The following is a 26,932-nucleotide window of genomic DNA, read 5'->3' on the forward strand; positions in this document are numbered from 1 at the left end:
GAGTGATAGACTTTTTGTCTATCACTTCTTTCACATTAAAACTAGAAAGGGGGAAATAGAATGAATATAAAATTTAGTTATAAAGGCGTATTTTTATTATTATTTGGAGTGATTTGTGCAAATTTACTTTTTGTCCCTTTATTAGGCATGCTAAATCTATCACAAATGCATAGTATATGGCTCGTTACAAGTATTGCGGCAAGCGTTTTGCTTACGGTAGTTGTTTCTTTCATTGATGGATCGTTTGCATCGAAAGCTCAGTTGTTTTTTAGATTTATATTGTTTTCGATTGGTTGTACGTTCGTTACTTACATGATTGTTTTTTAGTAAATAGGAGGTCATGCACGTTATGTATATTGCAGGGGTAATGTCTGGTACTTCATTAGATGGAATAGATGTAGCGCTCGTTCATATAGAAGGAAGTGGTGTAGATTCTAAAATCGAACTCATCCATTTTACTACTGTTCCATTTTGTAATGATATGAAAAATGAGATCCAACAAGCGTTATCAATTGAAACTTCGAATGTCCAACTTATATGTAGTTTAAATTTTAAACTTGGTTTATGCTTCGCCAATGCTGTAAAGGAAGTTTGTAAAGAGGCCAATTTTCCTTTGAGACAATTAGATTTAATAGGCTCTCACGGACAAACGATTTATCATCAGCCAAAGCAAGAAGGTAATATTCTTTCTTCAACTTTGCAAATTGGGGAACCAGCAGTAATAGCGTATGAAACGAATACGACAGTTATTTCCAATTTTCGAACGATGGATATGGCAGCTGGAGGACAAGGTGCACCACTTGTACCATATTCAGAGATTATTTTATATCGTCACCAAACTAAAAATAGACTACTACAAAATATCGGCGGGATTGGTAATGTGACTGTAATACCAAGTCAACTAAGTGAGAAGAGCGTTATAGCATTTGATACAGGTCCAGGTAATATGGTAATGGATGAAGTATGCCAAAGGTTATTTCAGTTGTCATATGATCAAAATGGTAAGATTGCAAAACAGGGGGTAGTTGTAGAAGAAATTTTGACATATTGTATGAACCACCCATTTTTGAAAATAAATCCACCGAAATCAACAGGTAGAGAACAGTTTGGAGAAGCGTTTGTGACTGAATTATTGAATCGATTTGAAAAGCATAGTAGAGAAAATATATTGGCAACTGTCACGATGTTTACAGCAAGTTCAATTGTTCATCATTATCAGGAATTTATTTTTCCGTATTATGAAATCGATGAAGTAATATTAGGCGGGGGCGGAAGTTATAATCGTACACTTGTTGAAATGATACGATTTGGATTAAAGGAAGAAAAATGCAAAATATTTATTCAAGAAAATTTAGGCTATTCCTCAGCGGCGAAAGAAGCGATCGCCTTTGCGGTTTTAGCAAACGAAACGTATTATCGTAATCCGAGTAATGTGCCGAGCGCAACAGGTGCTAAGAATTCCGTGGTTTTAGGGAATGTAACATTCCCTCCAATATGTAAATGAAAATGAGGCGAACATATGAAGTATATGATCGGAGTAGATGGCGGGGGAACGAAGACAGAGGCAATTGCATTTGATCAAAATGGAAATGAAGTTGTAAGAGGTATGAGCAGATTTGGAAATGTATTAATAGATTTTGATGAGGCACTTTTGCATATTATGGAAGCAATTGATCAATGCCAGAAGAATTTAATAAATGAGCATTGCGTTTGTATTTGTTTAGGATTAGCTGGTATAAGCGGAGCGAATACAAATGAATTAACATTACGTTTAAAAAAGAAATACGGAACAAAAATTGAAATTTTTAATGATGCAATGATCGCGCATGCAGCTGCTTTAAAAGGAAAGGATGGAATATTAACTATAGGTGGTACAGGTGCAATTTGTATAGGAAAGAAAGGAGAAGTATATCAGTATAGCGGTGGATGGGGACATATTTTAGGTGATGAGGGGAGCGGATATTGGATTGCATTACAAGCTTTAAAGAAAATGGCAATTCAATTCGATCAAGGAATCAGTCTTTGTCCATTGAGTTTGAATATTCAAAGTCAGTTTCAACTGTTGACACCGTCTCATATAAAAAGCTTAGTATATACTTCTTCTAAAGATAAAATTGCAGCAATCGCGCCATTAGTTATTCAGGCAGCGAGAAATGGCAATGATTATGCGCATGAAATTATAATGCGAGCTGGAAAGGAATTAGCAAGAATTACGGTAGATGTTTATAACAAGATGCAATTTAAGCACTCAACTCCAATTGCAGTAAGTGGCAGTATATTGCGTTTAGTTCCTGAAATATTTGCTGCATTTAAGAAATGCTGTGAAGAAAGTATTAAAGAAATTGTATTTGTATCACAAGCAGAAATGGCAGTGAAAGGAACATATTATTTAATGAGAGATATATATTTTTAAAAATAGCGTATGAGAATTTTTGTATGATTTGTAAAAATATGATGTTAAAATGTATAAAGGGATGTATGTTAAAACGTACAATATACGTAGTAATTGAATATTGTATATGTAATCCCATGTAGAAAGTGAATGATTACATGATTAATAGTATGCAGTTTTTATATTTGATGGCTTCTTATTTAATTGGAAACATCTTGACCGCTTATATAGTAACAAAATTGAGACATAACGTTGATATTAGGGGTGAAGGAAGCGGAAATCCTGGTGCAAGAAATATGGGGCGCGTATATGGAAAAGGGTATTTCATCGCTACATTTTTAGGTGATGCGATTAAAGGGGCAATCGTTGTTACTGTTGCAAAATATCTTTTTGAAGATCCTACATTCGTAATGTTAACATTATTGGCCGTTATTATTGGACATATTTACCCAGTTTTATTTAAAGGTAAGGGCGGTAAAGGTATTTCAACATTTATTGGAGGATTAATCGCATTTGATTATTTGATAGCGCTTACCCTCATAGGCATTTTTATTGTATTTTATTTAATATTTAAAGGATTTACGAAGCCAGGACTAATTACGATTGCTTGTTTACCAATTTGTATGATTTTTTATTCTTATTCTATTGTTACGACTATTTTAAGTGGAATGATTATTGTACTTATTCTATATGTAAATCGAGAATAAAATGAATGTTTAATAAGTGGGGATAATCTCCACTTATCATTTTTTATTAAATAGATAAAGGAGATAAGGCATGGGGTTAATTTATAAAGTTGCTGATCAAGATTGGGAATTTGAAAGTATACATAAATTGAATTATAAAACTTTTGTAGAAGAGATTCCGCAACATGAAGAAACGAAAGACCGGTTTCGTATAGATCGGTTTCATGAAGAAAATACATATTTAATTTGTTTAGATGAGGATAGATTAGTAGGTATGGTCGCGGTGCGGGGAAAACGACCATTCTCGTTAGATTATAAAATTTCAAATTTAGATATTTATTTGCAAGAGCATGGAGAAAAAGTGTATGAAATTCGTTTACTTTCAGTAGAACGTGAATATAGGAATGGAAGAGCGTTATTAGGATTAATTCGTTTTCTACATCGTTATTTGCTTCTAAATGGATATGAATTGGCACTCATTTCTGCAACAACACGTGAACTAGCTTTATATGAGCAAATGGGATTCAAATCTTTCCATACGTTAGTTGGTACAGAAGAAGCAGCCTTCCAGCCAATGTATGTTACCCCTGCTATGTTTGAAGAATCGAGTGTTGGAAGTATTATGACGAAAGAATACACGTTTTTACCTGGTCCAGTAGATATTGAAGAGAATGTTCGAAAGGCATTTTCTACGCGGCCTATTTCGCATCGCTCTAAGTCATTTCAAGTGACGATGGACAATGTGAAAAAACGGTTACTTCACATGACAAAAGCAAAACATGTACAGCTTATGTTAGGAACAGGGACGTTAGCAAATGATGCAATTGCTTTGCAACTACGTTCTTTAAAAGGGAAAGGACTAGTATTAACAAATGGAGAATTTGGAAATAGATTAGTTGGGCATGCAAAACGAGCACAATTACATTTTGATACGTATAAAAAGGAAATGGGAGAGCCGTTTATTTATAACGAATTAGAAGAAATAATGACAACCGGAAATTATGAATGGCTTTGGTTTGTTCATCATGAAACATCTACTGGAATGTTAAACGATTTAAACGAGCTAAATACTCTTTGTAACGAGAATCAAATGAAACTATGTGTAGATTGCATAAGCTCAATTGGAGCAATACCAATAGACTTGAAGGATGTGTATTTTGCAAGTGGTGTTAGCGGTAAAGCGATTAAATCATATACAGGAATTTCTTTCATTTTTCATAACCACATTGTAAAAATAAACGAGGCTGTGCCGGCTTATATGGACATTGGTATGTATGAAGAAAATGAAAGCATTCCATACTCACAATCATGGAATTTAATTTATGCATTGCAAGAAGCGTTGAAGAGATTTGAAGATGAAAAGGCATTTGTAAAAATTAAAGAGACATACGATTATGTTGAAGAAGTTATTACTGATATGAGCTTAAAGCTTGTTTCACCTAAAGAACATGCCGCGCCAATTATACTTACTATTGTATTGAGCGAGGATCATTCTTCTAAAGTAGTAGGCGATGCATTAGCATTACAAGGATACATCGTTCATTATGAGTCATCTTATTTACAAAAGAATAATTGGATCCAAATTGCATGTTTAAATCATTATAAAGAACGTGATGTGAAGAGGATGTTAAATTGTTTGCAAATGTGTTTATTTCAGAGTGGGGTACATATATAAAGACTTTTTCTTTTCGTATAAAGGAGCTACGACTTACGAAAACTTAGGAATAGAACAGTGGAAGAGGTGTAAGTATGATAACTAGAAAACTACCATTACATATAGACGATATTAAAAAAGCTCACAAGATTCTAGATAGAAATGCTCGTAAAACGCCATTAGTAAAATCGTTTTACTTGACTAGTAAAACGGGGGGAGAAATTCATTTGAAATTAGAAAATATGCAATTAACGGGTTCTTTTAAATTTCGTGGCGCATTTAATAAAATGTCGCGGCTCACGGGTCAAGAAAAAGAAAGAGGTGTAATTGCATGTTCAGCAGGTAATCATGCACAAGGAGTTGCATTATCTGCTCATTTACTCGGTATTAAGAGTAAAATTGTTATGCCAATTTCTGCACCTCAGGCAAAAGTTGAAGCAACTAGAGGATATGGATCTGAAGTGATTTTACATGGTGAAACCTTTGATGATGCAAAGGCAAAATGTGAAGAAATTATAAGGGAAACAGGTGAGACATACTTACATCCATATGATGATGTAGAGGTAATGGCTGGTCAAGGTACAATTGGATTAGATATTCTTGATGATATGTGGGATGTAGATACTGTCATTGTACCAATAGGTGGAGGCGGAATTATTTCTGGTATTTCTGTAGCATTAAAATCTTTTAATCCATCGATTAATATAATTGGTGTCCAAGCAGATAATGTTCATGGAATGAAGGCATCTTACGATAAAGGAGCAATTGTAGAACATTATGAGGCGCCTACTATTGCAGATGGTTGCGCTGTTAAAATACCAGGGGAATTAACATTTGAAATTGTAAAAGAATTAGTAGATGATATTGTAACTGTATCAGAAAAAGAACTGGAAGTAGCGATGAAAGATTTATTACAACGTGGGAAAGCTGTTGTAGAAGGTGCAGGTGCATTAGCAACTGCTGCACTTCTTGCAGGAAAAGTTGATAGCTATATAAAAGGAAAAAAAGTAGTAGCGGTTATATCTGGTGGGAACGTAGACTTACAGCGTATATCAAGTGTATGTGAGCACTTTTTTGTCGCTAATGAAGTGAAATAGTTTTATGAAAGAAGAGCTAAGAGAAATAATCTTAGCTCTTACTTTTTGTCTACCGTTTACTGTAAGTAGCAATAAATTTACTGTTTAATGAATGGTTTTATTTAAGCGCCAATTTTTACACATATCTTGAATGTTACAATAATTATTTCAATATTGTCGAAACATGAGCAGAAATTTAATATAATAGTTTTAATGTGCTAATGAGCGGTGAGGAGGGCAGGTCATGAATAAAGAAGAACAGGTCATGAACGGTTTCAGGGAATTATATAATAAGCTGGTTTGGCTTAATAAAGATAAGATGGAAGAAGGTCTTAAAGGTTTTAAGTCTTCTGAAGTTCACTGCATTGAATATATTGAAAACAATGCAGATTCTAACGTGACACAACTCGCAGAGGCTTTTTATGTGACTCGCGGTGCTATAAGTAGAATGACTAAGAAGCTCATACAAAAAGGTTTTATTGAAAGCTACCAAAAGTCAGAAAATAAGAAAGAAATTTATTTTAGGCTTACCGAACAAGGGAAAGAAATTTATAAAATCCATGAAAATCTGCACAAAGAGTTTCATGAGCGGGATAAAGCTGTATTTGAGCAAGTAACTAAAGAAGAATTCGACAGTATAATTCGTTTCGTGGAAAAGTATAGTAGACATTTGGATGCAGAAATAAAGAAACAAGGTATACATATTAAATCGTAATACATTTTAATAATGAAATGGCAGCCCTACTCTAATGCGAATAGGCTGTTTTTTTATTATGTCATTTTTGTTGACTAATCAACAAAACGGAGTTATTATTTTGTTGACGAAGCAACAAAGTATTTTAAGGAGAGAAGTTAAATGTCTATATTTAGATCACAAAATGAAAGGGAAACTGAAAAAAGCATAGATAAACATGCTTTACTATTCGGACTTATTTCTGTATTTCTTTGTGGTATAGGTTTCAGTATCATCATGCCTGTAGTCCCATTCTTAGTACAGCCATATATAAGTAATCCGGAAGAACAAGCATTAGTTGTAACACTACTAACTTCCGTATATGCGGCTTGCGTGTTTTTAGCTGCCCCAGTACTCGGGGCTTTAAGCGATAAGTATGGCCGTCGTCCATTACTTTTAATATGCTTATTTGGTTCTGCAATTGGGTACTTAGTTTTTGGAATAGGAGGAGCTTTATGGGTACTATTTGCTGGACGCATAATAGAAGGAATAACAGGCGGGAGCATAAGTACTATCTTCGCATACTTTGCAGACATCATTCCAAAAGAGCAGAGAACGAAATACTTTGGATGGGTGAGTGCAGTTGTAGGTGCGGGAACTATCATTGGTCCAACCATTGGGGGGGGACTTGCCAAGTTTGGTGATACTGTACCTATGTATTTTGGTGCAATCATAACGTTAATAAATGTTGTATATGGGATCAAATATATGCCTGAGAGTCTTGAAAAAAATAATAGGTTGAAAGAGATTACTTTTGTAAGGTTAAATCCTTTTGCACAGCTAGCAAACATACTTTCCATGAAAAGTTTAAAATGGTTACTTGTCTCAGCGTTTTTACTTTGGATACCTAACGGATCTTTACAAGCAATTTTCACGCAATTTACAATGGATACTTTCAGTTGGAAACCTGCATTAATCGGACTTATGTTTTCAATTTTGGGCTTTCAAGACATCTTTTCACAAAGTTTTATCATGCCAAAGCTTTTGATCCAGCTTAGTGATAAACAAATAGCAATTCTTGGGATGGTTTCGGAGATTATAGGATACAGTTTTATTGCGGCATCAGCTTTGTTTTCACTCTATCCACTACTTATCGTTGGAATGCTGATGTATGGTTTTGGGGATTCAATTTTCGGGCCTTCATTCAACGGGATGCTTTCAAAGTCTGTTAGTTCTAGTGAACAAGGAAGGATTCAAGGTGGAAGCCAATCTATTCAAGCTTTAGCAAGAATGATTGGTCCTATTATTGGAGGACAAATCTATGTATCACTTGGTCATGCGGCACCTGCTTTTATGGGTGTGATCCTTATAGTCGCGGCAATAGCAGTTTTGTATAAGGGGACACATGCAACTGTATAACAGATAGAAATAAGAACAAATAAAAGGGTGCCAGAACTTAGGAACAAGTGCTGACACCCTATTTGTTTACGGTTTGAGGACTAAGAGAAATTCTTTTACTGTTTAGGAATTTATTCTGCAATGCTCTCATGGTAAATGACTAGATAGTTTAATTATGCTTGTGCTGAAGTAAATAATGACTCCATCTTTACTTTGCTCTTCTCTCGAATTTCAGCATCTGCGTGTCTCATAACGTATTTATGCGCTACAGCGATTGCTAAAACATCATCTAATAAGCCAATCCCAATAATAGCAGCTATATCTGGAATGAAATCGATTGTTAATACGTAATAAGATAAAGCGGCTAATATTATGAATTTTGCTTTAGTAGGTAATTCTTTCTTTTTCATTGTGTAGAATAAAATAATACTTTCATATACGCTGGATTTACCGAGGTTTACAGAGCTTTTTTTGAACTTTTTCCAAAGTGTCTGTTTCTCCATATAAACACTCCTTTTACAAAAACATAGATTTTTTAAAAGGATGGACAAAGAAGTGAGAGATTAATCAATTTTATTGTTTTTCTTAATTATATATTTCCATAAAAATAGGGGAATACCTGTTCAAAATAATATAATTTGGATTATGAAACGATTCACAGTGTTCCGTTACATATTATATATATTGTAAGATGTATGTGGGTGATTTAGTTATTATTATGCATTTTATAAGCGGTATGGGGGAAGAAAAATGAAAATAATAGAACTACCAATTGAATTCGAATTTAACGGGCAAAAACAATGTATTTATCCAAGTTTAATTATATTACATAATGAATTAACGTTAGTTGATACAGGATATCCAAGTTTTTTACCTTTAATTGAAAATGCAATATTAAAACATGGATATGAGATGAAAAACTTAAAGAATATAATTATTACCCATTATGATGACGATCATATAGGGGCTGTATATGATTTTAAAGTGAAATATCCAAATATTAATGTTATTGCTAGTGAAATTGAATCTAACTATATTAATGGTGATATAAAATCAGAGAGGTTAGTTCAAGCTGAAGAAATGTTAGAACGTATGCCAAATGAAGAAAAAGAATTTGGCAAATGGTTTATACAACAGTTAAAAAATATAAAAGATATTTCCGTCGATGAAAAAGTACATGATGGTCAAATGATTTTGAATAATGAATGTCAAGTAGTGGCAACGCCAGGACATACCTCGGGGCATATTTCATTATATTTTCCGAATTTAGACTGTGTAATTACAGGAGATGCAGCGGTTCAAGAGAATCGAGAATTAGTTATAGCTAATCCGAATTTTTGTTTAGATATAGAAAGGGCGGAACAGTCTTTAAATAGGATTAAAAGTCTTAAAGCAGCACAGTATTATTGCTATCATGGAGGAAAGCTTACTGTATAAACTAATGAAAACCGGTCTTTCCTAAATCGAAAAGATCGGTTTTTTAGTTCATATATTTTGCGAGTTCAACCAAATCAGTAACATTATATTTCGGTAAAATTGAAGTATATATGTAAAGAAGAATATATATAATTTGAGCAAGGGTATAGGGGGGAGAAGATGGGTTCGTTATTTGATGTAATAGCAGATATCATTTTATTTTATCCTCGAAATGACATGAAATTGAAACACCATATCGCAAAATTAAGTGAATTAGAGTGGTTTTGAAATCTACATGAAGATCCGAAGTATACAAGTTTAATTTGGAGTAATAGAAAAATTAAGAAGTTCATTTTGTCTTCTACTAACATGGAAGCATTAATAAAATCTGAGAAAAAGCAAAAAGAATTTGTTCATCTAGTACAGGATGAATATAAAAAAAGAAGATAAGAATTTTTTTATTTTTCATATTTGGCGAAACAAATGGTACAATGAAAGCTAATGTGAAAAATAAGGAAAAGAAGTGGTCTATTTGAAAAACTTTTTAGAATTAGGAATTAGTGAAACTTTTAATCATACATTACGTGAAAATGGAATTACAGAAGCAACACCAATTCAAGAGAAGGCAATTCCTGTTATTATGTCAGGTAAAGATATTATTGGGCAGGCGAAAACAGGAACGGGTAAAACGTTAGCATTCGTGTTACCGATTTTAGAAAAAATCGATCCAGAGTCTAGTGATGTTCAGGCTTTAATTGTTGCACCAACAAGGGAACTAGCCCTGCAAATTACAACTGAAATTAAAAAAATGCTTGTTCAAAGAGAAGATATTAATGTACTAGCGATTTATGGTGGGCAAGATGTAGCACAACAGTTGAGAAAATTAAAAGGTAATACACATATTGTTGTAGCAACACCAGGACGATTATTAGATCATATACGACGTGAAACAATTGATTTAAGTAATCTTTCAACGATTGTACTAGATGAAGCGGATCAAATGCTTTATTTCGGTTTCTTATATGATATTGAAGATATTTTAGATGAGACACCTGGTAGTAAACAAACGATGTTATTCTCAGCAACGATGCCAAAAGATATTAAAAAATTGGCGAAACGTTATATGGATGAGCCGCAAATGATTCAAGTACAAAGTGAAGAAGTAACGGTAGATACAATTGAACAGCGTGTCATTGAGACGACAGATCGTGCAAAGCCAGATGCACTTCGTTTTGTTATGGATCGTGATCAGCCATTTTTAGCAGTTATTTTCTGTCGTACAAAGGTTAGAGCAAGTAAGCTTTATGATAATTTAAAAGGACTAGGTTATAATTGTGCTGAACTTCATGGTGATATACCTCAAGCGAAACGTGAAAGAGTTATGAAGAGTTTCCGCGAAGCTAAAATTCAGTACTTAATCGCAACGGATGTAGCAGCTCGTGGACTTGATGTAGATGGTGTAACGCACGTATTTAACTTTGATATCCCTGAAGATGTAGAAAGTTATATTCACCGCATTGGCCGAACAGGACGTGCAGGTGGATCAGGTCTTGCAATTACGTTCGTTGCAGCGAAAGATGAAAAACATTTAGAAGAAATTGAAAAAACGCTTGGTGCACCAATACAAAGAGAAATAATCGAACAACCGAAGATAAAACGTGTAGATGAAAATGGAAAACCGGTACCAAAGCCAGCTCCGAAGAAATCAGGTCAAAATCGTCAAAGAGATAGCCGCGAAGGTTCGAGAAGTGAATCAAGACGTGATTCTAGAAATAGCTCAAGAAATGATTCAAGAAATAGTTCGAGAAATGAAAACAACCGATCATTTAATAAGCCAAGTAATAAAAAAGGTAGTACAAAGCAAGGTCAGCAACGACGTGGCCGTTAAATAGGTATTATTGTCAAAGAGTCGCAAAGCGTTGCGGCTCTTTTTTTATACAAAGAAGTCGATACAAGTACAAGGGAGGTGTTAAAGAGTAATTCTTGAAATTTCATTCACCGTATTAAAATATTTTAAAAAATCCATAAAGGAAATAGAAAGTATGGTGTTGTATATGTACGATAATAGGAAACTTTTTGCAAACTAAACATATAATTTTAATAGACCGACAGTCGGTCTAGTGAGAAGGAGAACTTGAATGCGAATTGTAAAAGAGTATGAGGAGCGTAGAAAGGAAATTTTAGAAATAGCTGAGCGTTTGTTTCTTACGAAAGGCTATACGAAAACAACCGTGAATGACATTTTAAAAGAAATTGGTATAGCAAAGGGGACGTTTTATCATTATTTTAAGTCGAAGGAGGAAGTAATGGATGAAATCATTATGAGGATTATTAAAGAGGATGTCACTAAGGCGAAAAGGATTGTCTCCAATCCCGATATTCCAGTTTTAGATAAGTTATTTAAAATTTTAATGGAACAATCACCAAAATCGGGAGATGTAAAAGAAAAAATGATTGAACAATTCCATCAACCAAATAATGCAGAAATGCATCAGAAAAGTTTAGTGCAGTCCATTATACATTTATCTCCTGTATTAACGGAAGTTTTAGAGCAAGGAATAGAAGAAGGCATATTTTGTACCTCATACCCACAAGAAACGATTGAACTGTTAATTTCCTCAGCGCAAGTCATATTTGATGATAGTTTATTCCAGTGGAAACCTGAAGAAATGATAAACAGAGCTAAAGCTTATATCAAAATGATGGAAGCATCTGTCGGAGCGAAAGAGGGATCTTTTGATTATATGATGGAAGTTTTAATTAAACAGAAATAGTGATTTTCTGTTTAAGTATTATCGACCGACAGTCGGTCTAGGTTAAATGAAGGATGTGACGAGGATGCCAGCAAGTATTCAATCTTCCTTGAAAGATTTTCACTTAATGGTAAGTGGTCAAATTATTACTATTTTAGGTTCAACACTATTACGTTTTGCTCTCTCACTATATGTGCTAGATATAACAGGGCGTGCAGATATATTCGCAGGGTTATATGCGGTAACGAGTATTCCGTTTCTGCTAGCACCTCTTGGCGGAGCAATAGCAGATCGTTTCAACCGCCGTAATGTAATGGTCATTTTTGATTTTATAAACGCTGCTATTGTATTAAGTTTTATAGTTTTGTTATTAACTGAATCGGTATCTATTTTAATGATTGGAACAATTATGTTTTTACTAGCAGTCGTTAGTGCAATGTACGCACCAGTTGTAATGGCGAGTATTCCTCAATTAGTTCCAGAGAAAAAGTTAGAACAAGCAAACGGTATCGTAAATGGTGTGCAAGCATTATCTAATATAGTTGCACCTGTACTAGGAGGAATATTATACGGCATAATTGGTTTGAAAATGCTCGTAATAATAAGTTGTCTCGCTTTCTTTTTATCTGCAATTTTAGAAATGTTTATTACAATACCATTTATAAAAAGAATACAGGAAGGCCATATCGTACCGATAATTGTAAAAGATATGAAAGAAGGTTTTCTTTATGTTTTAAAGCAACCTTTTATTTTGAAGGCTATGTTACTTGCAGCTTTACTAAACTTAATTTTGACACCGTTATTTGTTGTTGGAGGACCTATTATATTACGAGTAACTATGCAGAGTAGCGATACGATGTATGGAATTGGAATGGGATTAATTGATTTTGCAACTATATTAGGTGCATTGTCAATCGGTTTCTTTGCTAAAAAGTTACAGATGAAAACATTATATAATTGGATGCTTATCATAGTTTTATTAGTAATACCAGTGGCACTATCAGTTACACCGTTTACTCTTAATTTAGGATACTATCCACCATTTATCCTCTTTATACTTTCTTCTCTTCTAATCGCAATGACTATGACAATTGTATCCATCTATGTGATTACTGTAGTCCAAAAGAAAACACCAAATGAAAATCTAGGAAAAGTAATGGCAATTATAACAGCGGTATCTCAATGTATGGCGCCAATTGGGCAAGTCGTATATGGTTTTATGTTTGAAGGATTCAGTGCGAAAATTTATTTACCTATATTTGCTATTAGTTTCATAATGATATTAATAGCTATAGTGACGAAGAAAATATTAAGAAATGAAGGGAACTAGCTTCATATGATTAGGAGAATGTTAAAAAGAGATTTCTCTAAAAATAAAATGATAATTATCATTTTATTTATGTTTATCAAGTTATCAAGTTTTTAATGGCTAGTGCTTCAAGTAACGTTATAAATCTATGATCGATTGTTTAAAGTATCAAGCGCACCGCACGTCGTACAGATTCATACCGGAGAAATAAATCAAAAGTCAATGGATTCATTTGTAGAAAAAACTCCTTTTGTAAAAAAGTGGCAAACGGCAGAGATGATCCAAGTACAAGTAAACGGGTATAACATTTTTATACAAAATAAAAATAAGGCGAACATAATAGCGTAATAGATATTAGTTCCGTGAAACAAAACGCTAATTTTAATTTTTTATTAGATTTAAATAATAAAGTGATACAGATTAGTAAAGGGGAAATAGGTGTACCGATTTATTTTATGCAAAAATACAATCTGCATATTGGAGATGAAATATGGATTATAAAAAATAATATAGAACAAGAATTTACGATATCAGCATGTGTTCGTGATGTTCAAATGAATCCATCAATCGTTAGTTCAAAGCGATTTGTAATAAGCAATGAAGACTTAGAAAGATTAAAACGAAATTTGGGAGAAAGAGAATATCTTATTGAATTTCAGTTAACAGATGTAAATTAGATAAATGAATTTGAAGATTTATACCAGTCATCGAACTTACCTCAAAAAGGTCCCTCTATTACTTATCCTCTTTTTAAAACACTTAATTCATTAACTGATGGAAGAATACTATCGGGAAATTAGTGTTATGAAAGCTATCGGCATTACAAGTAAAGATATTCAAAAACTATATGTAACAAAATATGTTGTTATTTCAGCTGGCGGATGTATATGTGGATATATTCTTTCACGATTTGTTACAAAAGTATTCACCTCAAATATCGCTCTTTATATGGGGGCAGGAAAAAGTGATATACGGATAGATTTACAGCAATCTGAAAATATAGAGCAACGATTTAAGGGCGTTATATCAAGAATATAACATGTTAGGTCAAACAAACCTTGATATAACAATGTTTGTTTAACTTGAATTTGTAAAACATTTACATTTTATAAATGCAAGTTATCCAAATCAACGTAATTATAAACATAAACATGATTAACACCAATCGGTTTACGTGACATTCGTATATTTTAAGTCTTTGATAAATAATACAATTTAAATTTTGCAGATCAGTAGAATGAGGAAATATGCTTAGAGTATTAGCGAAACCCAACCCTAATCAATTCTTCATCATTTATTTCAATTACGAATCTATATTCTTTGTCTAATAGCCAGTAATAAAAACTGACTGCATCAACGTCAACTAGTGATTGGAATACTTTATCAAGATTTGTACTTACTACAGGGATTTCATAGTTATCCCATATTATAAAAATCTGTTCGTCAAAATCTAGTTGGTTTGCTCTAATAAGGGAAATTATTTGTTCTTTGTTCGAAGCTATGAATTGGTTATCTATCTGTTCCCAATCTATTCTTCCCGAGACAGTTATAGGAAATGAATTCATTAAAATAGTAGCAATCTGTTGGCTTTTTTCTTGGGAGAAAATGAGAGTTTCGTTTCCTAGGGATTCAAGGCATTCACTAAACAAAGGGTTTGTGTCATTGTTGTTTTTGGTTTTCAGTGCTCTTAACTTTTGTCGCAATTTCCATTGTCTTGACGATCTATCATCCATTTTTAACATTCCTTATACAATTATTTAAGAATGAGTATAGCATATAAGGGAAGTCTTTATGAAAAGGAACTTTTTAAATATAAATTAAATAAAAGCGTTATTTGAAAAAAAGCCTTTTAAGGAAAGATAAGAGGCCATCAAAAAATATAACAACATGAAAATTTTATATTATGTATATACAATTTAAAGAGTTAGTGGAAATAATAAAATGTATAAAATTCTTATAAAAAAGCCCTAAGATTAGGGGATCTAGGGCTTCCTCTGTTGGTATATCTCACACGACATTATAAAAAGAAAAGAACTTAATGAAGGTAACACATGAATGTTTCGTAAATGTATCAAAAAAGTGAACAAAAGCGTTATTTTATTAGAAAAGTATGATTGTATGAAATAACATGTATGAAAGAAGAGGCGTTAGCAAAAATATCCCTTAACGAAATCGGCTTTATTTTTCAGCAAAGTAACCTTCTTAAGTGACTCATGTTGTATAGGTAGCAGAGAAAACAAAAAGAGTTCTTTTTATGGAGGACGGAGAAGTTGTTAGTGAAATACAACTAGGCAAGTTTAGGAATGATGATTTAAAAGCGCGAGAAGAGAAATTGTTAAAATGGTTAGCTGTACTCGGATTTTAAAGACAAAAACTCCTATTGAATATAGGAGTTTTTTCTTTGTTTGAAAGTTCGAAAAGATATATAATAATTTTCTGACTATTAATTTATGGAGGGGTATTAATGAAAACTGAAACGTTACACACACAAGAAGACATTTTAAAAATGCTTGATTCATTATTAAGACCTGCAGAACCATTTTGGAATGATTTTTATGAGAATAAAGAAAAAGATGTTCCGTTTTTTGAAAATATTCCAGATGAGAATCTAGTTTCGTATATAAAAAAAGAGAGAGTTTCAAAAGGGAAAGTATTAGAACTTGGATGTGGTCCAGGTAGAAATGCCATTTATTTAGCGACTCAAGGATTTGATGTAACAGCAGTGGATTTATCTGTAGAGGGCATTAATTGGGCTAAAGAGAGGGCATTAGAAAAAGGAATAGGAATTCATTTTATTTGTAATTCAATTTTTAATTTAGAGGTTCAAAACGAATTTGATTTTGTATACGATTCGGGCTGTTTGCATCACATTCCACCGCATAGAAGAATAAATTATGTGGATTTAATTAAAAACTCATTAAAATCGGGTGGTTATTTCGGATTAACATGTTTTGCGGCAGGCGATTTAGATGAGCGAAATGGATCAGAAATAACAGATTGGGATGTATATAGAGGGTGGAGTCTACAAGGTGGTCTTGCATACTCGGAAGAAAAGTTAAGAGAGATATTTAAAGAATTTGAGGTAATTGAGATTAGAAGGATGAAACAAATGAAACAACCGAATGAAATGTTTGGAGAATCATTTCTTTGGACAGCATTATTTAAGAAGAAATAATAAAGTAGATAATTGACAAACTCATCGTTTTTATAGACAATATATTAATAGGAATATACGTTCGGTTTTTGAGTGACGTATGTTTTACATAAATACATAACAAGGGGCTGTCTCCATATGAGTAACGCAAATCAAAAAATTACTACGTTTTTAATGTTTGAGGGCAAAGCTGAGGAAGCGATGAATTTTTATACTTCGCTATTTGATCAATCAGAAATTGTAAGTATTTCTCGCTACGATGAAAATGGACCTGGTAAAGAGGGAACTGTAATTCATGCAACTTTTACGCTAAATGGCCAAGAGTTTATGTGTATTGATAGTTATGTAAATCATAATTTTACATTCACTCCAGCTATGTCTCTTTATGTAACTTGTGAGACAGAAGAAGAAATTGATACGGTCTTTCATAAACTAGCGCAGGATGGAGCAATTCTTATGCCTTTAGGTTCTTATCCGTTTAGTAAAAAGTTTGGCTGGTTAAATGATAAGTATGGTGTATCTTGGCAGTTAACTCTTGCTGAATAAAAAAGAAAAATCATAGCTTATTTGTTTAAAGGATTTAGTTAAAAGCTTGAAAAATGAAATAACATAAAAAAGCGTTCCAACTGTTAACAGATTTGGAATGCTTTTTTTATGTGGAAGTGAGTTGTTTAAAACTTACCAATTCTACGATTAGTTCAAATGAATGGAATAGATGTGTAATTCTTTGTCTTTTTAGAATTCTTTGGTAATTATTTGCATTTATCTGTTAATATAAATATAGACAACTATGTATGAACTATTAGGCAGGTTAATAGAAAAAGGAAAGCATTAAGCTTACACATTGAATGCAACTAGATCGTTAGGAGGACTAATCGCGATGGATACTACACAACAAAACAGCAATGCATGGGATAAGAAGGTTGAAGAAGGTTCTAGATACACGCAGCCTGTAAGTAGCGAGATTGTTGAGAAAAGCAAATTAGGTGAATGGGAGATTACAGTCACTACGGAAAAATCAGTTCCTAGAGAGTGGTTTCCAAAGTCATTAGATGGATTAAAGATACTTTGCTTAGCATCAGGTGGTGGACAACAAGCACCTGTTCTAGCTGCTGCTGGAGCAGATGTAACAGTAACTGATATATCTAAGAAGCAATTGGAACAAGATGAAAAGGTAGCAAAAAGGGATGGTTTGTCTTTAAAAACCGTACAAGGAGATATGTCAGACCTTGGTGATTTTGAGGATGATTATTTTGATATTGTTGTAAATCCTGTCTCTAATTTGTTTGTAAAAGATGTTCATCTTGTATGGAATGAAGTTTCTAGGGTTTTAAAGAATAAAGGTATTCTTATTGCTGGATTTACAAATCCGTTACTATGGATCTTTGATGATAACCAAGAACAAAAAGGTATTCTTGATGTTAAACATTCAATTCCTTCATCAACATTGGATTATTTACCAGAGGATGAAGTTCAAGATTACATCGATTCAAATCAAACAATAGAATATGCGCATACTTTAGAAGACCAAATCCAAGGCCAAATTGAAGCTGGTTTTGCTATAACAGGTTTTTATGAGGATGATTTTGGTGGGACAAGGATATTAGATAAGCATATTAAAACATTTATTGCGACAAAAGCTATAAAGTTAAAGATGGATTAAGAATTTTTGCTTGTCATACGGGGCGTTAGTCGAAGAATGCTCTTAAAATAGAAAAGGATGGTGCTTTCCATCCTTTTCCTTATGTATTTTGAGTGTCGAAACTATTCTCAAAACAAGTTTTACACTACCAATTGTATAATTAGGTTATGCTTTTATATTAAGAATTTTGCTGACCGAATCTTTTCCCGAGTTTAGCTAACAATTCAGGTTGATCGCTTTGGCTCATTATAACTTCAATAAAGATAAGTTGATTCTTATTAAAAGTTATATTTGTTAAGACTTCTGCTAATTCTGCTTCATTTTCTACTTTAAATGTTAGACTTTTTTCTTCTGATCCAAATACCATTGATAGTTTATTGTAATCCCACATTTGTATATCATTATAAAGTTGGTTTTGGCCGTGAATGGCACGTTCAACAGTGTATCCGTTGTTATTGATTAAAAATATAATCGGTTTTAAATTTTGACGTAGTATAGTTGATAACTCTTGGGCAGTTACTTGGAAAGAACCATCACCAATAATTAAAATGTTGCGCCGTGATAAATTGGCGAGCTGTGTACCAAGTAGAGCGGGCAGTGTATATCCGATAGATCCCCATAACGGTTGTCCTACATATGCAGTGTTATTAGGTAGAGGGATAGCAGCACTACCAAAGAAAGGTGTTCCTTGTTCTACAATTAAGATGTCGTTTTCTTGTAAGAAATGGTACATTTGCTGCCAAAAACGTTTTTGTGTGACCATTTGTGCTTTTGGATTGAACTCTTCAGTAAAAGGTGATGGTGCTGAAATAAATGGCTTAATTTCAAGAGTATCTTTATTACGATGCGCAATTGAATCACTTAAATGTTGTAAAACATCCTGCATTACAACTGGACCGTATTTTTTATCTATAATTTTCACAGTGTAGGGATGGATTTCTATAACTTGTTCTTTTGTAAAACCTTGTGTGAAGCCGCCTGTAATAGTATCAGTTAACTTCACACCAATACTAATAATACAATCAGATTCATCAATTCTTTTTCTCAAGTACGGAGAACTTACATCACCAGTATAAATCCCTATAAATTGAGGGTGTTTTTCTGGGAATATTCCTTTTCCCATACTTAACGTCGCGATGGGAAACCCAGTTTTTTCTACGAATTGATGTAAATTTTCTTTAGCGTGAAATCGATCTACTTCAAAATCAGCTAAAATTACAGGTTTTTTGGCATTATTTATTATTGAAGTGGCATGTAGAAGCATTTTATCCAACGCTTCTTTATTACTTAAAATCGGTTTATATAAAATTGGTTCTGTAGGTTTATTAATTGGTTTATTATACACATCAATCGGCAAATTAATATGAACCGGGCGTTTTTCATTCCAACATGCGCGTAAAACACGGTCAATTTCCTCAGCAGCATGCTCAGGTGTTACATTTGTTTGTGCCACAGTGATTTCTCGATACATATTGGAAAAGTGATCGAACTTTCCATCTCCTAACGTATGATGGACGATTGCTCCATTTTCCATTACTTTTGTTGGTGGCGTACCCGTGATTTTTATAACTGGCACGTTTTCCGCATATGAGCCAGCAATACCGTTAATAGCGCTTAATTCTCCAACACCGAAAGTAGTAATAAGAGTAGCGATTCCTTTTATGCGAGCGTACCCATCTGCTGCATATGCAGCATTTAATTCATTACAATTGCCAATCCACTTTAACTTTTCATGTGCCACCACATCATCTAAAAAGGCAAGATTATAATCACCAGGAACCCCAAATATATGTTCAATTCCTAATTCGTGTAGTCTATCCAATAAATATGTACTTACAGTGTATTGTTTTTTTAAATGAATCAGCTCCTAATTATGCAATGAATGTTTCAATAGACTGAACAAGTTCTAATGCGTTGATTAAAATATTCATTACTAGATTGTGGTATAATTTACATACAGGGGGAAAGTAGATGACACAACATAAAGAAGAACAGATGAATGAGGCATTAGCATTATTTTATTTTGCATATAAAACATTTACTGAAAAGCCAGATGAAATTATAAAAGAATATGGCATTCAACGAGTACATCATCGAATTTTATTTTTTATCGCACGTTTTCCAGGGATAAGTGTGAATGAGTTATTATCACTATTAGAAATAAGTAAACAAGCTCTTCACGGACCGTTACGTCAACTTGTGGAAAAGGGCTTAATTGAGAGTAATGAGGCTATGCATGATCGACGTGTAAAACAGTTGTCTTTAACAGAAAAAGGTGCAGATTTAGAGAAAAAACTGAGTGATGTACAAAGACAACAAATGGGTGTTATTTTTTCAAAATTTGGTGAATCATGTGAGGACAATTGGCACCAAGTTATGAATGAAATGGCAAATAGCCGATCAGGTTTTGATGCTTGGGTATCAAAACGGGAAATACCAGTCGATCAAAAATAATGAAAAAACTTCTGTTTTTATCGTTTGAAAAAGAACAAATTTTATCCATACATTTGGCAACTATCGTTTGGTCATAGAGTGAATGGATAAAAAGATACATTACTAGATACTTTATACGTGTACGCAATGGAACAATAAAATTCACATTTCCGAAAGGGGAATTATAATGATAAAACTTGTACTTATTCGTCACGGACAAAGTTTATGGAATCTTGAAAATCGCTTTACTGGATGGACAGATGTTGATTTATCAGAGAACGGATTAAGTGAAGCGAGAGAAGCAGGAGCAATATTAAAGAAAAACGGATATACTTTTGATGTGGCTTATACATCTGTATTAAAACGCGCAATTCGGACGTTATGGATTGTACTTCATGAGATGAATCTTACTTGGGTCCCAATACATAAATCTTGGAAGCTAAATGAAAGGCATTATGGTGCATTGCAAGGGTTGAATAAAGATGAAACTGCTCAAAAATATGGTGAGGAGCAAGTTCATATTTGGAGAAGAAGTGTTGATGTAAGACCACCGGCTCTTACTGAAGACGATTCTCGATATGAAGCGAATGATCCAAGATATAAAACACTCAAAAAAGGTGAATTCCCATTAACTGAATGTTTAGAGGATACGGAGAAGAGAGTACTTGCTTATTGGCATTCAGAAATTGCGCCGACATTAAAAAGTGGTAATAAAGCAATTATTTCATCACACGGTAACACAATTCGCTCGCTAGTAAAATACTTAGATAACCTTTCAAGTGATGGTGTAGTTTCATTAAATATTCCAACTAGCATTCCGCTTGTTTATGAATTAGATGAAGATTTACGTCCGATTCGTCATTATTATTTAAGTATGGATGGAGAAGTACCTGAAGGGGAAATTCCGAAACATATTTCTTTTTAATACGAAAATTTGAAATGGATGCTTGTCTACATATACAATGTAGACTCATGGTAAAGTAAAACTTTAATCAGTGGGGGTCTTATTGCCCACAAATAGCAGGATAAAAGACGTGGCACCTTCTAATATATATGCGATGTAGCTAAATTTAGAAGCTTGTCCACGTCTTTTGTCATAAAGAGAGCAGCTTGCGCATGTAATGATATCGTGAGTAGTTTTTGAATGGAGGGTGATGTGATTAATGATCTCTAACATTCGAATTGGCTTATTTGTTTTAGCGATTGTCTTTGTAGTCCTTGTTTTCTTTTATTGGAAAAATGAAGAGTTGTACGAGGAGAAGAAGCAACGTATTAGAAAGACTTGGTATGGTTTGTTTATCATATCTGTCACTGTGTATTTCATGATAAAAGGAATCGATTTAACCCACTGGAAAAATCTTTTAATGTTTACTGCAATGGTTATTTTTGTTGATATTGCGTTCATTTTAACACCTAATATTTCAGAAATATGGGGTGCGAAATTTACCGATATTGGCAAGACAGTTCAATCAATAAAACGATCATTAATTGCATCTAAAGCGAGAGGAGAAATATACACGACAATTATTCAAAATGTTAACCCATCAGTATTCGGTACGATGGAATGGCATACAGAAGAGGAATATACAAAGAGCTTAAATGCATTTTTAGATTCATATGGGGAAAAGATTGGTGCGAAAATTGTTGTTTTTGAAGCCGCGAAAGAATTAAATACAAACTTTCGGGGTATTCGCTCGCAATTTAGTATTATCGTTCCGTTAGAACATATCGAGCAATTGAATGAGCAGAAAGCGGTGCAAGTAGAAAATGTCGGGATTATACCAGCAAAAATAGTAAGTGACGTTTTCATTATTATTGATGGAAAGAAAAATAACCTGCAAGATCGAGATTTTGAAAATGTATATAATTTAACAATACATCATAGTTATTTTAGTAAATAAGGACAGAATCTTCTTCTGTCCTTTTCTTCTATACATAAATTAAAAACAAAATCCGACAAAGTTGAATAAAATTGGACAATCATTCCTACACTAGCATGTAGAGGTGATTATAGTGGTAAAAGATTATGACAATGATTTTTTTAAAGAAGATAACGAAGATACAACCGATTTCTCTTTAATAAAAGGGGATACGTTGCAGCAAGTAGAAGAATTAGAAGAAGAATTAAAAAGAAAATCATAAGTGTACACTCTTTCTACATTTGCTATATAATATAAATAAAAGGTTGTATCTTTTTGAAAAGGGGGAGAAGAGATGGCTGAAGTCAATGTACAAAAGTCTTCGTTTTTTAAAGAAAAAAAAGAAGAATCCAATACAGATTTCTCTCTTGTGAAAGGTGCATTAACGGAGAATATAAATCGGTTAGAGAAACTGATGAATAATAGTAGTTCAAAATATATACAGGTGAAAAGAAAAAAAGAAAATGCATAGAGCATTTTCTTTTGTTTTTTTATTTAATAGTAAACTTTTCTCTTATTTTTTCAGGCAAATCTGCTTTCTGAATCTCTTCATAGGACTTTACTTCAATTGATGATATTTCATTTTTATTATTATCATCTTGATCTACATAAAGGCGTAAAAACGCGTCTGCATTTAATTTATGATTGTTTTCTTTTTTTGTACTTCTAAATGTAATTTGTTTTTTGACGCCATCTTCATCATATGCGGGCAGCGTATCGTTTCGTAAGTTTCTACCATCTACCTTTTCGATAGTTCCTTCGCCTTTTATCTGCATGTAATATACATCTTTGCCAATTCTATTTAGTGACGCTCTCTCACAGCCAATAGTAAAACTAGAAAATAATAAACATAGTGTAATAATTGCTAAAAACTTTTTCATTTTCTTTATCTCCTTTAATGTGTTTCTTTAAAAAGTATACGGCTATTATTAAATGAGAAAAATCGATATAGATTACAATGCCCTTACAATGTTGTAAGAGTGTTTTACATAAAATGAACAATAAAAGTTAAAAGAAAGGTAAAATAATGAATCATGGTATAATGATAAAAGACTTACATACTATTTTTTCATTTTGAAAGGAGCTTGAAAAATGTATTCTACTTTAGAACAATTAACAAAGCACCCTGTATTTTATCATTTTGCAGAAATTTCAAAGATTCCTAGAGGATCAGGTAATGAAAAGGAAATTAGTGATTATTTAGTGGGCTTTGCAAAAGAGCGTAACTTAGAAGTCATTCAAGATGAAGCATTAAATGTCATTATTAAAAAAGAAGCAACAGCTGGTTATGAAAATGTACCAGCTATTATTATTCAAGGTCATATGGATATGGTTTGCGAAAAAAATCAAGCAACAGTACATGATTTTGAAAAAGATCCAATTGAATTAAGAATCATTGGGGATATGTTATATGCAAATCAAACAACTTTAGGTGCTGATAATGGTATTGCAGTTGCGTATGCATTAGCTTTATTAGATTCAAAAGAAATTACGCATCCAGCACTTGAAGTCGTTATCACTACTGAAGAAGAAACGACAATGGGCGGGGCTTTTGCTATTGATCCAAATCATTTTGAAGGAAAGATATTTATAAATATTGATTCTGAAGAAGATCATAAATTACTTGTAAGTAGTGCAGGTGGTGCGAAAGCTGTTGAAACAATTCCCGTAATTTGGGATGAAACGCCAGCGAATATGGATGCATACCGTCTATATGTTGGTGGTCTAAAAGGCGGACATTCTGGTATGGAAATTGATAAACAACGCGGTAATGCGAACAAAGTATTAGGACGAGTATTACGTGATTTATCAGCACATACGGAGTTTAACATAAGTGAAGTTCACGGCGGATTAAAAACGAATGCAATTCCGCGTGAAAGTGTAGCTACAATTTTAATTCGTACAGAAGATGTAGGACAAGTAGAAGAAAAACTAGAATTATGGACACGTGTATTACAAGAAGAAATGCGTGCTGTTGATCCAGATGTTCATGTTACACTGACAAAATTGGATGAAAAAGTTGAAAAAGTATTCGCTAAAGAGACACAAAAGCAGCTTATTTCATCATTATTCTTAATTCCAAATGGCATTCAAAGTATGAGCATGGATATTAAAGGTCTTGTAGAAAGCTCAACAAATTTAGGCGTTATTGAAACGTTGCAAGATGAAATTAAATTACGTAACGAAGTGCGAAGTTCTGTAAGTAGTTTAAAACAACATGTTGCAGAAGAAATCAAATATATTGCTGAATTAGTTGGTGCTACATTTGAAATAGAGTCAGAGTATCCAGAATGGCCATACAATCCAAACTCACAAATTCGTAATTTATTTGAAAAAGTGCATCAAGAAAAATACAATAAAGAAATTGAAATCTTCGCTGTGCATGCGGGGATTGAGTGTAGCGCATTCGTTCAAAAAATGCCTGAATTAGATGCAATTTCATTCGGACCAGACATTTTTAACGTCCACACTCCAGATGAACATATCAGTATCTCTTCTGTAGTGAATAACTGGGGATTCTTCATTGATGTAATGAAGGGTACAAAAGAATTAGCTAAGTAATAACGACGAAATAAAAAGGAGCCTATAAAAATTTATAGGCTCCTTTTTTGTATTGGAATTTATCCCGCTATTTGCAGAGCAGCCCGATTGGTTTAACTAACAATCAGTGGGGGATGAATAAAACCACTACTGATCAAAGTTTCACTTTATGAGAAGTCATTTTTCGTTAGTATGTAATATTAAGCTTGAACAATTAATAAGGATGAATTGTTGATGTTTTTTAGTACTGATGAAGGGGTGGAGAAATGAAGGGAAGAAAGCATTTTATTGTTTGTATGTTTTTATTGTTCTTCACATTTAGTTTTATTGGTGTTCAGAAAATAATAGCAGAGGAAGTTGAATTTACAGGAACAACAGCTCCATTGAATGTAAATGTTAGAGAGGCAAAAAGTTTGAATGCAAATATTGTAGATGTGATTCCCGGAAATACAAAAGTATCTTTTAAAGGATGGGAGTATGGTGAAGCGGTTAAAGATTACTGGACAGGAAATTTAGATAATCGTTGGTTTTATTATTTTAAAGATGGAAAAAAAGTATATGTAACGTCAGCGTATATTAATGGAAATCCTCCAAATACATCAATAGATCGTAAATTATCTGTACCTAACATATTACAAGAAAGATCAAATTGGTGTTGGGCAGGCACTTCGGTTTCAGTTTTAAATTATTTTGGGAAAACTCCTTCACAAGATCAGTACGTTAGGTATGTTAAGGGTGGATCATATAATAATCCTGCAACTTCACGTGAAATACAATATGGATTATCGGGATATGGTGTTAGCTCAGCTATAAGTTCTGGAGCAAAATCGTATGATTGGTTCAAAAGTCAAATTAATAGTAATCAGCCGATGATTGCACTCATTATGTGGCAAAATGGAGCTAACATCGGACACTTTGTAGTACTTGATGGATTTTATAAAGGGACAAATGGAACAGATTATATAACGTACATGGACCCTTGGTATGGTGATCATTATAATCATAATTTCAGTACGTTCCATAACAATAATAATTTTTGGTGGAGTGAAACTGTTTATAATATCCATGCAAACTAATAATATTAAAAGCGGGGGTTCATAAATGGGAAAACTACTTAAGCTTGTGATACCGTGCATGTGTTTAATGACCGTTATTATTTTCGCTAGTAAAATTAGTTATGCATCAAAAAATAAAAGTGAATCGGTACAATCGATCGCATTAAAAGATTATCAATATAGTAAGGGAAGTTCTTCTGAAAATTTAAGCTTTGAAAAAATAATAACATCTCCATTTTCGTTACCAATCTATGAAACAATTCCAGCACAGCAAATTTTAAATAGCTCTGAATTTAAGCATTTACTATTACCAACAAATGAAAAGTTGTGGTTTATTATGAAGGGTGAGCAGCCAGAAGGACTAATTGTTGCGAATGATATTGAACCGATTCGAACGGGCGGAGAAAATAGAAGTAAAGATTTATATGGATTATATACAGCAATAAAGAATAATACAAATGAAACAAAAGATATTAGTTATTTCGAATTTGAAGGACAAGGAATATTGGTAGTAAATCAAAATAATGATCAAGAAATATACCTTAGTAAAGGTGCCGCTGCCATATTAAAACTTCCTGCTGGTCAAAAAGTATTGAGCAGTGAAGTATTACAGAAAATGAAAGAGAGAATTGTAACTGCTTTTGAATAGTTAAATATAAACTGAATAAACAAATCAATAAATAAATGAATATGTATTTAATATGAAATTTCATGTACTGTATTATTTTCGAAAATAATACAGTACATAGTATAAAAAGAATAACATAAGAAAAGAGTGTAAGATTTTATGAAAAAATGATGATTATAGTAGAAATAGTTGATTCTTACTTG

Annotated in this window: 27 protein-coding genes and 3 pseudogenes; 26 read left to right on the forward strand and 4 right to left on the reverse strand. The window is 33.1% G+C overall.

Annotated elements, in window-relative coordinates; all coding sequences use genetic code 11:
- Positions 1–60 precede the first annotated feature (60 nt).
- The 8 genes from OXT04_RS21130 (at position 61) to OXT04_RS21165 (ending at position 7,900) form a co-directional block, all read left to right on the forward strand.
- Positions 61–327 (forward strand): hypothetical protein, encoded by a 267-nt coding sequence (locus tag OXT04_RS21130; protein ID WP_001021963.1) that lies wholly within the window; start codon positions 61–63, stop codon positions 325–327.
- A gap of 22 nt (positions 328–349) precedes the next feature.
- Positions 350–1,504, forward strand: coding sequence for an anhydro-N-acetylmuramic acid kinase AnmK (anmK, locus tag OXT04_RS21135; RefSeq protein WP_044307164.1), 1,155 nt, complete (start codon positions 350–352; stop codon positions 1,502–1,504).
- Between the two features lie 15 nt (positions 1,505–1,519).
- The gene (locus tag OXT04_RS21140; protein ID WP_267417363.1) at positions 1,520–2,413 is read left to right on the forward strand and encodes a BadF/BadG/BcrA/BcrD ATPase family protein; all 894 of its coding nucleotides are present in this window, start codon (positions 1,520–1,522) and stop codon (positions 2,411–2,413) included.
- A gap of 137 nt (positions 2,414–2,550) precedes the next feature.
- Positions 2,551–3,099 (forward strand): glycerol-3-phosphate 1-O-acyltransferase PlsY, encoded by a 549-nt coding sequence (gene plsY, locus OXT04_RS21145; RefSeq protein WP_000610838.1) that lies wholly within the window; start codon positions 2,551–2,553, stop codon positions 3,097–3,099.
- Positions 3,100–3,169: 70 nt separating this feature from the next.
- On the forward strand, positions 3,170–4,753 hold the full coding sequence (locus OXT04_RS21150) for an aminotransferase class V-fold PLP-dependent enzyme (RefSeq protein ID WP_090976565.1): 1,584 nt from the start codon (positions 3,170–3,172) through the stop codon (positions 4,751–4,753).
- Positions 4,754–4,827: 74 nt separating this feature from the next.
- On the forward strand, positions 4,828–5,829 hold the full coding sequence (gene tdcB / locus OXT04_RS21155; protein ID WP_090976568.1) for a bifunctional threonine ammonia-lyase/L-serine ammonia-lyase TdcB: 1,002 nt from the start codon (positions 4,828–4,830) through the stop codon (positions 5,827–5,829).
- Positions 5,830–6,052: 223 nt separating this feature from the next.
- Complete coding sequence (locus OXT04_RS21160; RefSeq protein WP_001030895.1) at positions 6,053–6,523, forward strand: MarR family transcriptional regulator; 471 nt, start codon at positions 6,053–6,055, stop codon at positions 6,521–6,523.
- A 141-nt stretch (positions 6,524–6,664) separates the two neighbouring features.
- Positions 6,665–7,900, forward strand: a complete 1,236-nt coding sequence (locus OXT04_RS21165; protein ID WP_097924862.1) for an MFS transporter — start codon at positions 6,665–6,667, stop codon at positions 7,898–7,900.
- A 152-nt stretch (positions 7,901–8,052) separates the two neighbouring features.
- Here OXT04_RS21165 and OXT04_RS21170 read toward each other — a convergent pair whose 3' ends face one another.
- A complete protein-coding gene (locus tag OXT04_RS21170; protein ID WP_000415089.1) occupies positions 8,053–8,382 on the reverse strand; it encodes a YkvA family protein in 330 nt (109 codons plus the stop codon).
- Between the two features lie 247 nt (positions 8,383–8,629).
- Here OXT04_RS21170 and OXT04_RS21175 point away from each other — a divergent pair, with 247 nt between their 5' ends.
- The 6 genes and pseudogenes from OXT04_RS21175 to OXT04_RS21200 form a co-directional block, all read left to right on the forward strand.
- Positions 8,630–9,316, forward strand: a complete 687-nt coding sequence (locus OXT04_RS21175; protein ID WP_098014486.1) for an MBL fold metallo-hydrolase — start codon at positions 8,630–8,632, stop codon at positions 9,314–9,316.
- Between the two features lie 159 nt (positions 9,317–9,475).
- Positions 9,476–9,745 (forward strand): annotated as a pseudogene (locus OXT04_RS21180) (hypothetical protein).
- 73 nt (positions 9,746–9,818) lie between these two features.
- The gene (locus tag OXT04_RS21185) at positions 9,819–11,183 is read left to right on the forward strand and encodes a DEAD/DEAH box helicase (protein ID WP_002152922.1); all 1,365 of its coding nucleotides are present in this window, start codon (positions 9,819–9,821) and stop codon (positions 11,181–11,183) included.
- 250 nt (positions 11,184–11,433) lie between these two features.
- Positions 11,434–12,069, forward strand: coding sequence for a TetR/AcrR family transcriptional regulator (locus OXT04_RS21190; protein WP_001223562.1), 636 nt, complete (start codon positions 11,434–11,436; stop codon positions 12,067–12,069).
- Between the two features lie 64 nt (positions 12,070–12,133).
- On the forward strand, positions 12,134–13,378 hold the full coding sequence (locus OXT04_RS21195; RefSeq protein ID WP_001111723.1) for an MFS transporter: 1,245 nt from the start codon (positions 12,134–12,136) through the stop codon (positions 13,376–13,378).
- Positions 13,379–13,384: 6 nt separating this feature from the next.
- A pseudogene (locus OXT04_RS21200) lies at positions 13,385–14,329 on the forward strand (ABC transporter permease); the annotation flags it as partial.
- A 287-nt stretch (positions 14,330–14,616) separates the two neighbouring features.
- On the opposite strand, the gene OXT04_RS21205 reads toward OXT04_RS21200, so the two are convergent.
- Positions 14,617–15,090, reverse strand: coding sequence for a CDI toxin immunity protein (locus tag OXT04_RS21205; RefSeq protein WP_048558849.1), 474 nt, complete (start codon positions 15,088–15,090; stop codon positions 14,617–14,619).
- A gap of 491 nt (positions 15,091–15,581) precedes the next feature.
- On the opposite strand from OXT04_RS21205, the pseudogene OXT04_RS29950 reads away from it, so the two are divergent.
- From OXT04_RS29950 to OXT04_RS21225, 4 genes and pseudogenes are all read left to right on the forward strand, one after another.
- A pseudogene (locus tag OXT04_RS29950) lies at positions 15,582–15,722 on the forward strand (ABC transporter ATP-binding protein); the annotation flags it as partial.
- 99 nt (positions 15,723–15,821) lie between these two features.
- Entirely contained in the window at positions 15,822–16,532 is a 711-nt protein-coding gene (locus OXT04_RS21215) for a class I SAM-dependent methyltransferase (RefSeq protein WP_267417385.1), read from the forward strand.
- 117 nt (positions 16,533–16,649) lie between these two features.
- The gene (locus OXT04_RS21220; RefSeq protein WP_000063587.1) at positions 16,650–17,057 is read left to right on the forward strand and encodes a VOC family protein; all 408 of its coding nucleotides are present in this window, start codon (positions 16,650–16,652) and stop codon (positions 17,055–17,057) included.
- A 334-nt stretch (positions 17,058–17,391) separates the two neighbouring features.
- Positions 17,392–18,174: a class I SAM-dependent methyltransferase gene (locus tag OXT04_RS21225; RefSeq protein ID WP_061661055.1), complete on the forward strand. Its 783-nt coding sequence runs from the start codon at positions 17,392–17,394 to the stop codon at positions 18,172–18,174.
- Between the two features lie 157 nt (positions 18,175–18,331).
- Here the strand turns inward: OXT04_RS21225 and OXT04_RS21230 are convergent, their stop codons facing one another.
- Complete coding sequence (locus OXT04_RS21230; protein ID WP_080017588.1) at positions 18,332–20,017, reverse strand: alpha-keto acid decarboxylase family protein; 1,686 nt, start codon at positions 20,015–20,017, stop codon at positions 18,332–18,334.
- 107 nt (positions 20,018–20,124) lie between these two features.
- Between OXT04_RS21230 and OXT04_RS21235 the strand changes: the two genes are divergently transcribed.
- From OXT04_RS21235 to spoIISB, 5 genes are all read left to right on the forward strand, one after another.
- Positions 20,125–20,607 carry a MarR family winged helix-turn-helix transcriptional regulator gene (locus tag OXT04_RS21235; protein ID WP_000191887.1) on the forward strand — a complete coding sequence of 161 codons (483 nt, stop codon included), beginning with the start codon at positions 20,125–20,127 and terminating at the stop codon, positions 20,605–20,607.
- A 166-nt stretch (positions 20,608–20,773) separates the two neighbouring features.
- The gene (gene gpmA, locus OXT04_RS21240) at positions 20,774–21,511 is read left to right on the forward strand and encodes a 2,3-diphosphoglycerate-dependent phosphoglycerate mutase (RefSeq protein WP_048558852.1); all 738 of its coding nucleotides are present in this window, start codon (positions 20,774–20,776) and stop codon (positions 21,509–21,511) included.
- 238 nt (positions 21,512–21,749) lie between these two features.
- On the forward strand, positions 21,750–22,487 hold the full coding sequence (locus OXT04_RS21245) for a type II toxin-antitoxin system SpoIISA family toxin (RefSeq protein WP_000624974.1): 738 nt from the start codon (positions 21,750–21,752) through the stop codon (positions 22,485–22,487).
- A gap of 112 nt (positions 22,488–22,599) precedes the next feature.
- A complete protein-coding gene (locus tag OXT04_RS21250) occupies positions 22,600–22,728 on the forward strand; it encodes a hypothetical protein (RefSeq protein ID WP_000237818.1) in 129 nt (42 codons plus the stop codon).
- Between the two features lie 72 nt (positions 22,729–22,800).
- Positions 22,801–22,977, forward strand: coding sequence for a stage II sporulation protein SB (gene spoIISB / locus OXT04_RS21255; RefSeq protein WP_088024060.1), 177 nt, complete (start codon positions 22,801–22,803; stop codon positions 22,975–22,977).
- 19 nt (positions 22,978–22,996) lie between these two features.
- Here the strand turns inward: spoIISB and OXT04_RS21260 are convergent, their stop codons facing one another.
- Positions 22,997–23,386 carry a YxeA family protein gene (locus OXT04_RS21260; protein ID WP_267417387.1) on the reverse strand — a complete coding sequence of 130 codons (390 nt, stop codon included), beginning with the start codon at positions 23,384–23,386 and terminating at the stop codon, positions 22,997–22,999.
- A 211-nt stretch (positions 23,387–23,597) separates the two neighbouring features.
- On the opposite strand from OXT04_RS21260, the gene pepD reads away from it, so the two are divergent.
- The 3 genes from pepD to OXT04_RS21275 all read left to right on the forward strand — a co-directional run bounded on the left by pepD (position 23,598) and on the right by OXT04_RS21275 (position 26,750).
- Positions 23,598–25,067 (forward strand): beta-Ala-His dipeptidase, encoded by a 1,470-nt coding sequence (gene pepD, locus OXT04_RS21265; RefSeq protein WP_267417388.1) that lies wholly within the window; start codon positions 23,598–23,600, stop codon positions 25,065–25,067.
- 245 nt (positions 25,068–25,312) lie between these two features.
- Positions 25,313–26,122: a C39 family peptidase gene (locus OXT04_RS21270; RefSeq protein WP_053564490.1), complete on the forward strand. Its 810-nt coding sequence runs from the start codon at positions 25,313–25,315 to the stop codon at positions 26,120–26,122.
- 25 nt (positions 26,123–26,147) lie between these two features.
- Positions 26,148–26,750 (forward strand): hypothetical protein, encoded by a 603-nt coding sequence (locus tag OXT04_RS21275; RefSeq protein WP_090976591.1) that lies wholly within the window; start codon positions 26,148–26,150, stop codon positions 26,748–26,750.
- Positions 26,751–26,932: the final 182 nt, after the last annotated feature.

The organism is Bacillus sp. GC_Bacil_1, from assembly GCF_026540675.1.
GTDB classification, from domain to species: domain Bacteria; phylum Bacillota; class Bacilli; order Bacillales; family Bacillaceae_G; genus Bacillus_A; species Bacillus_A cereus.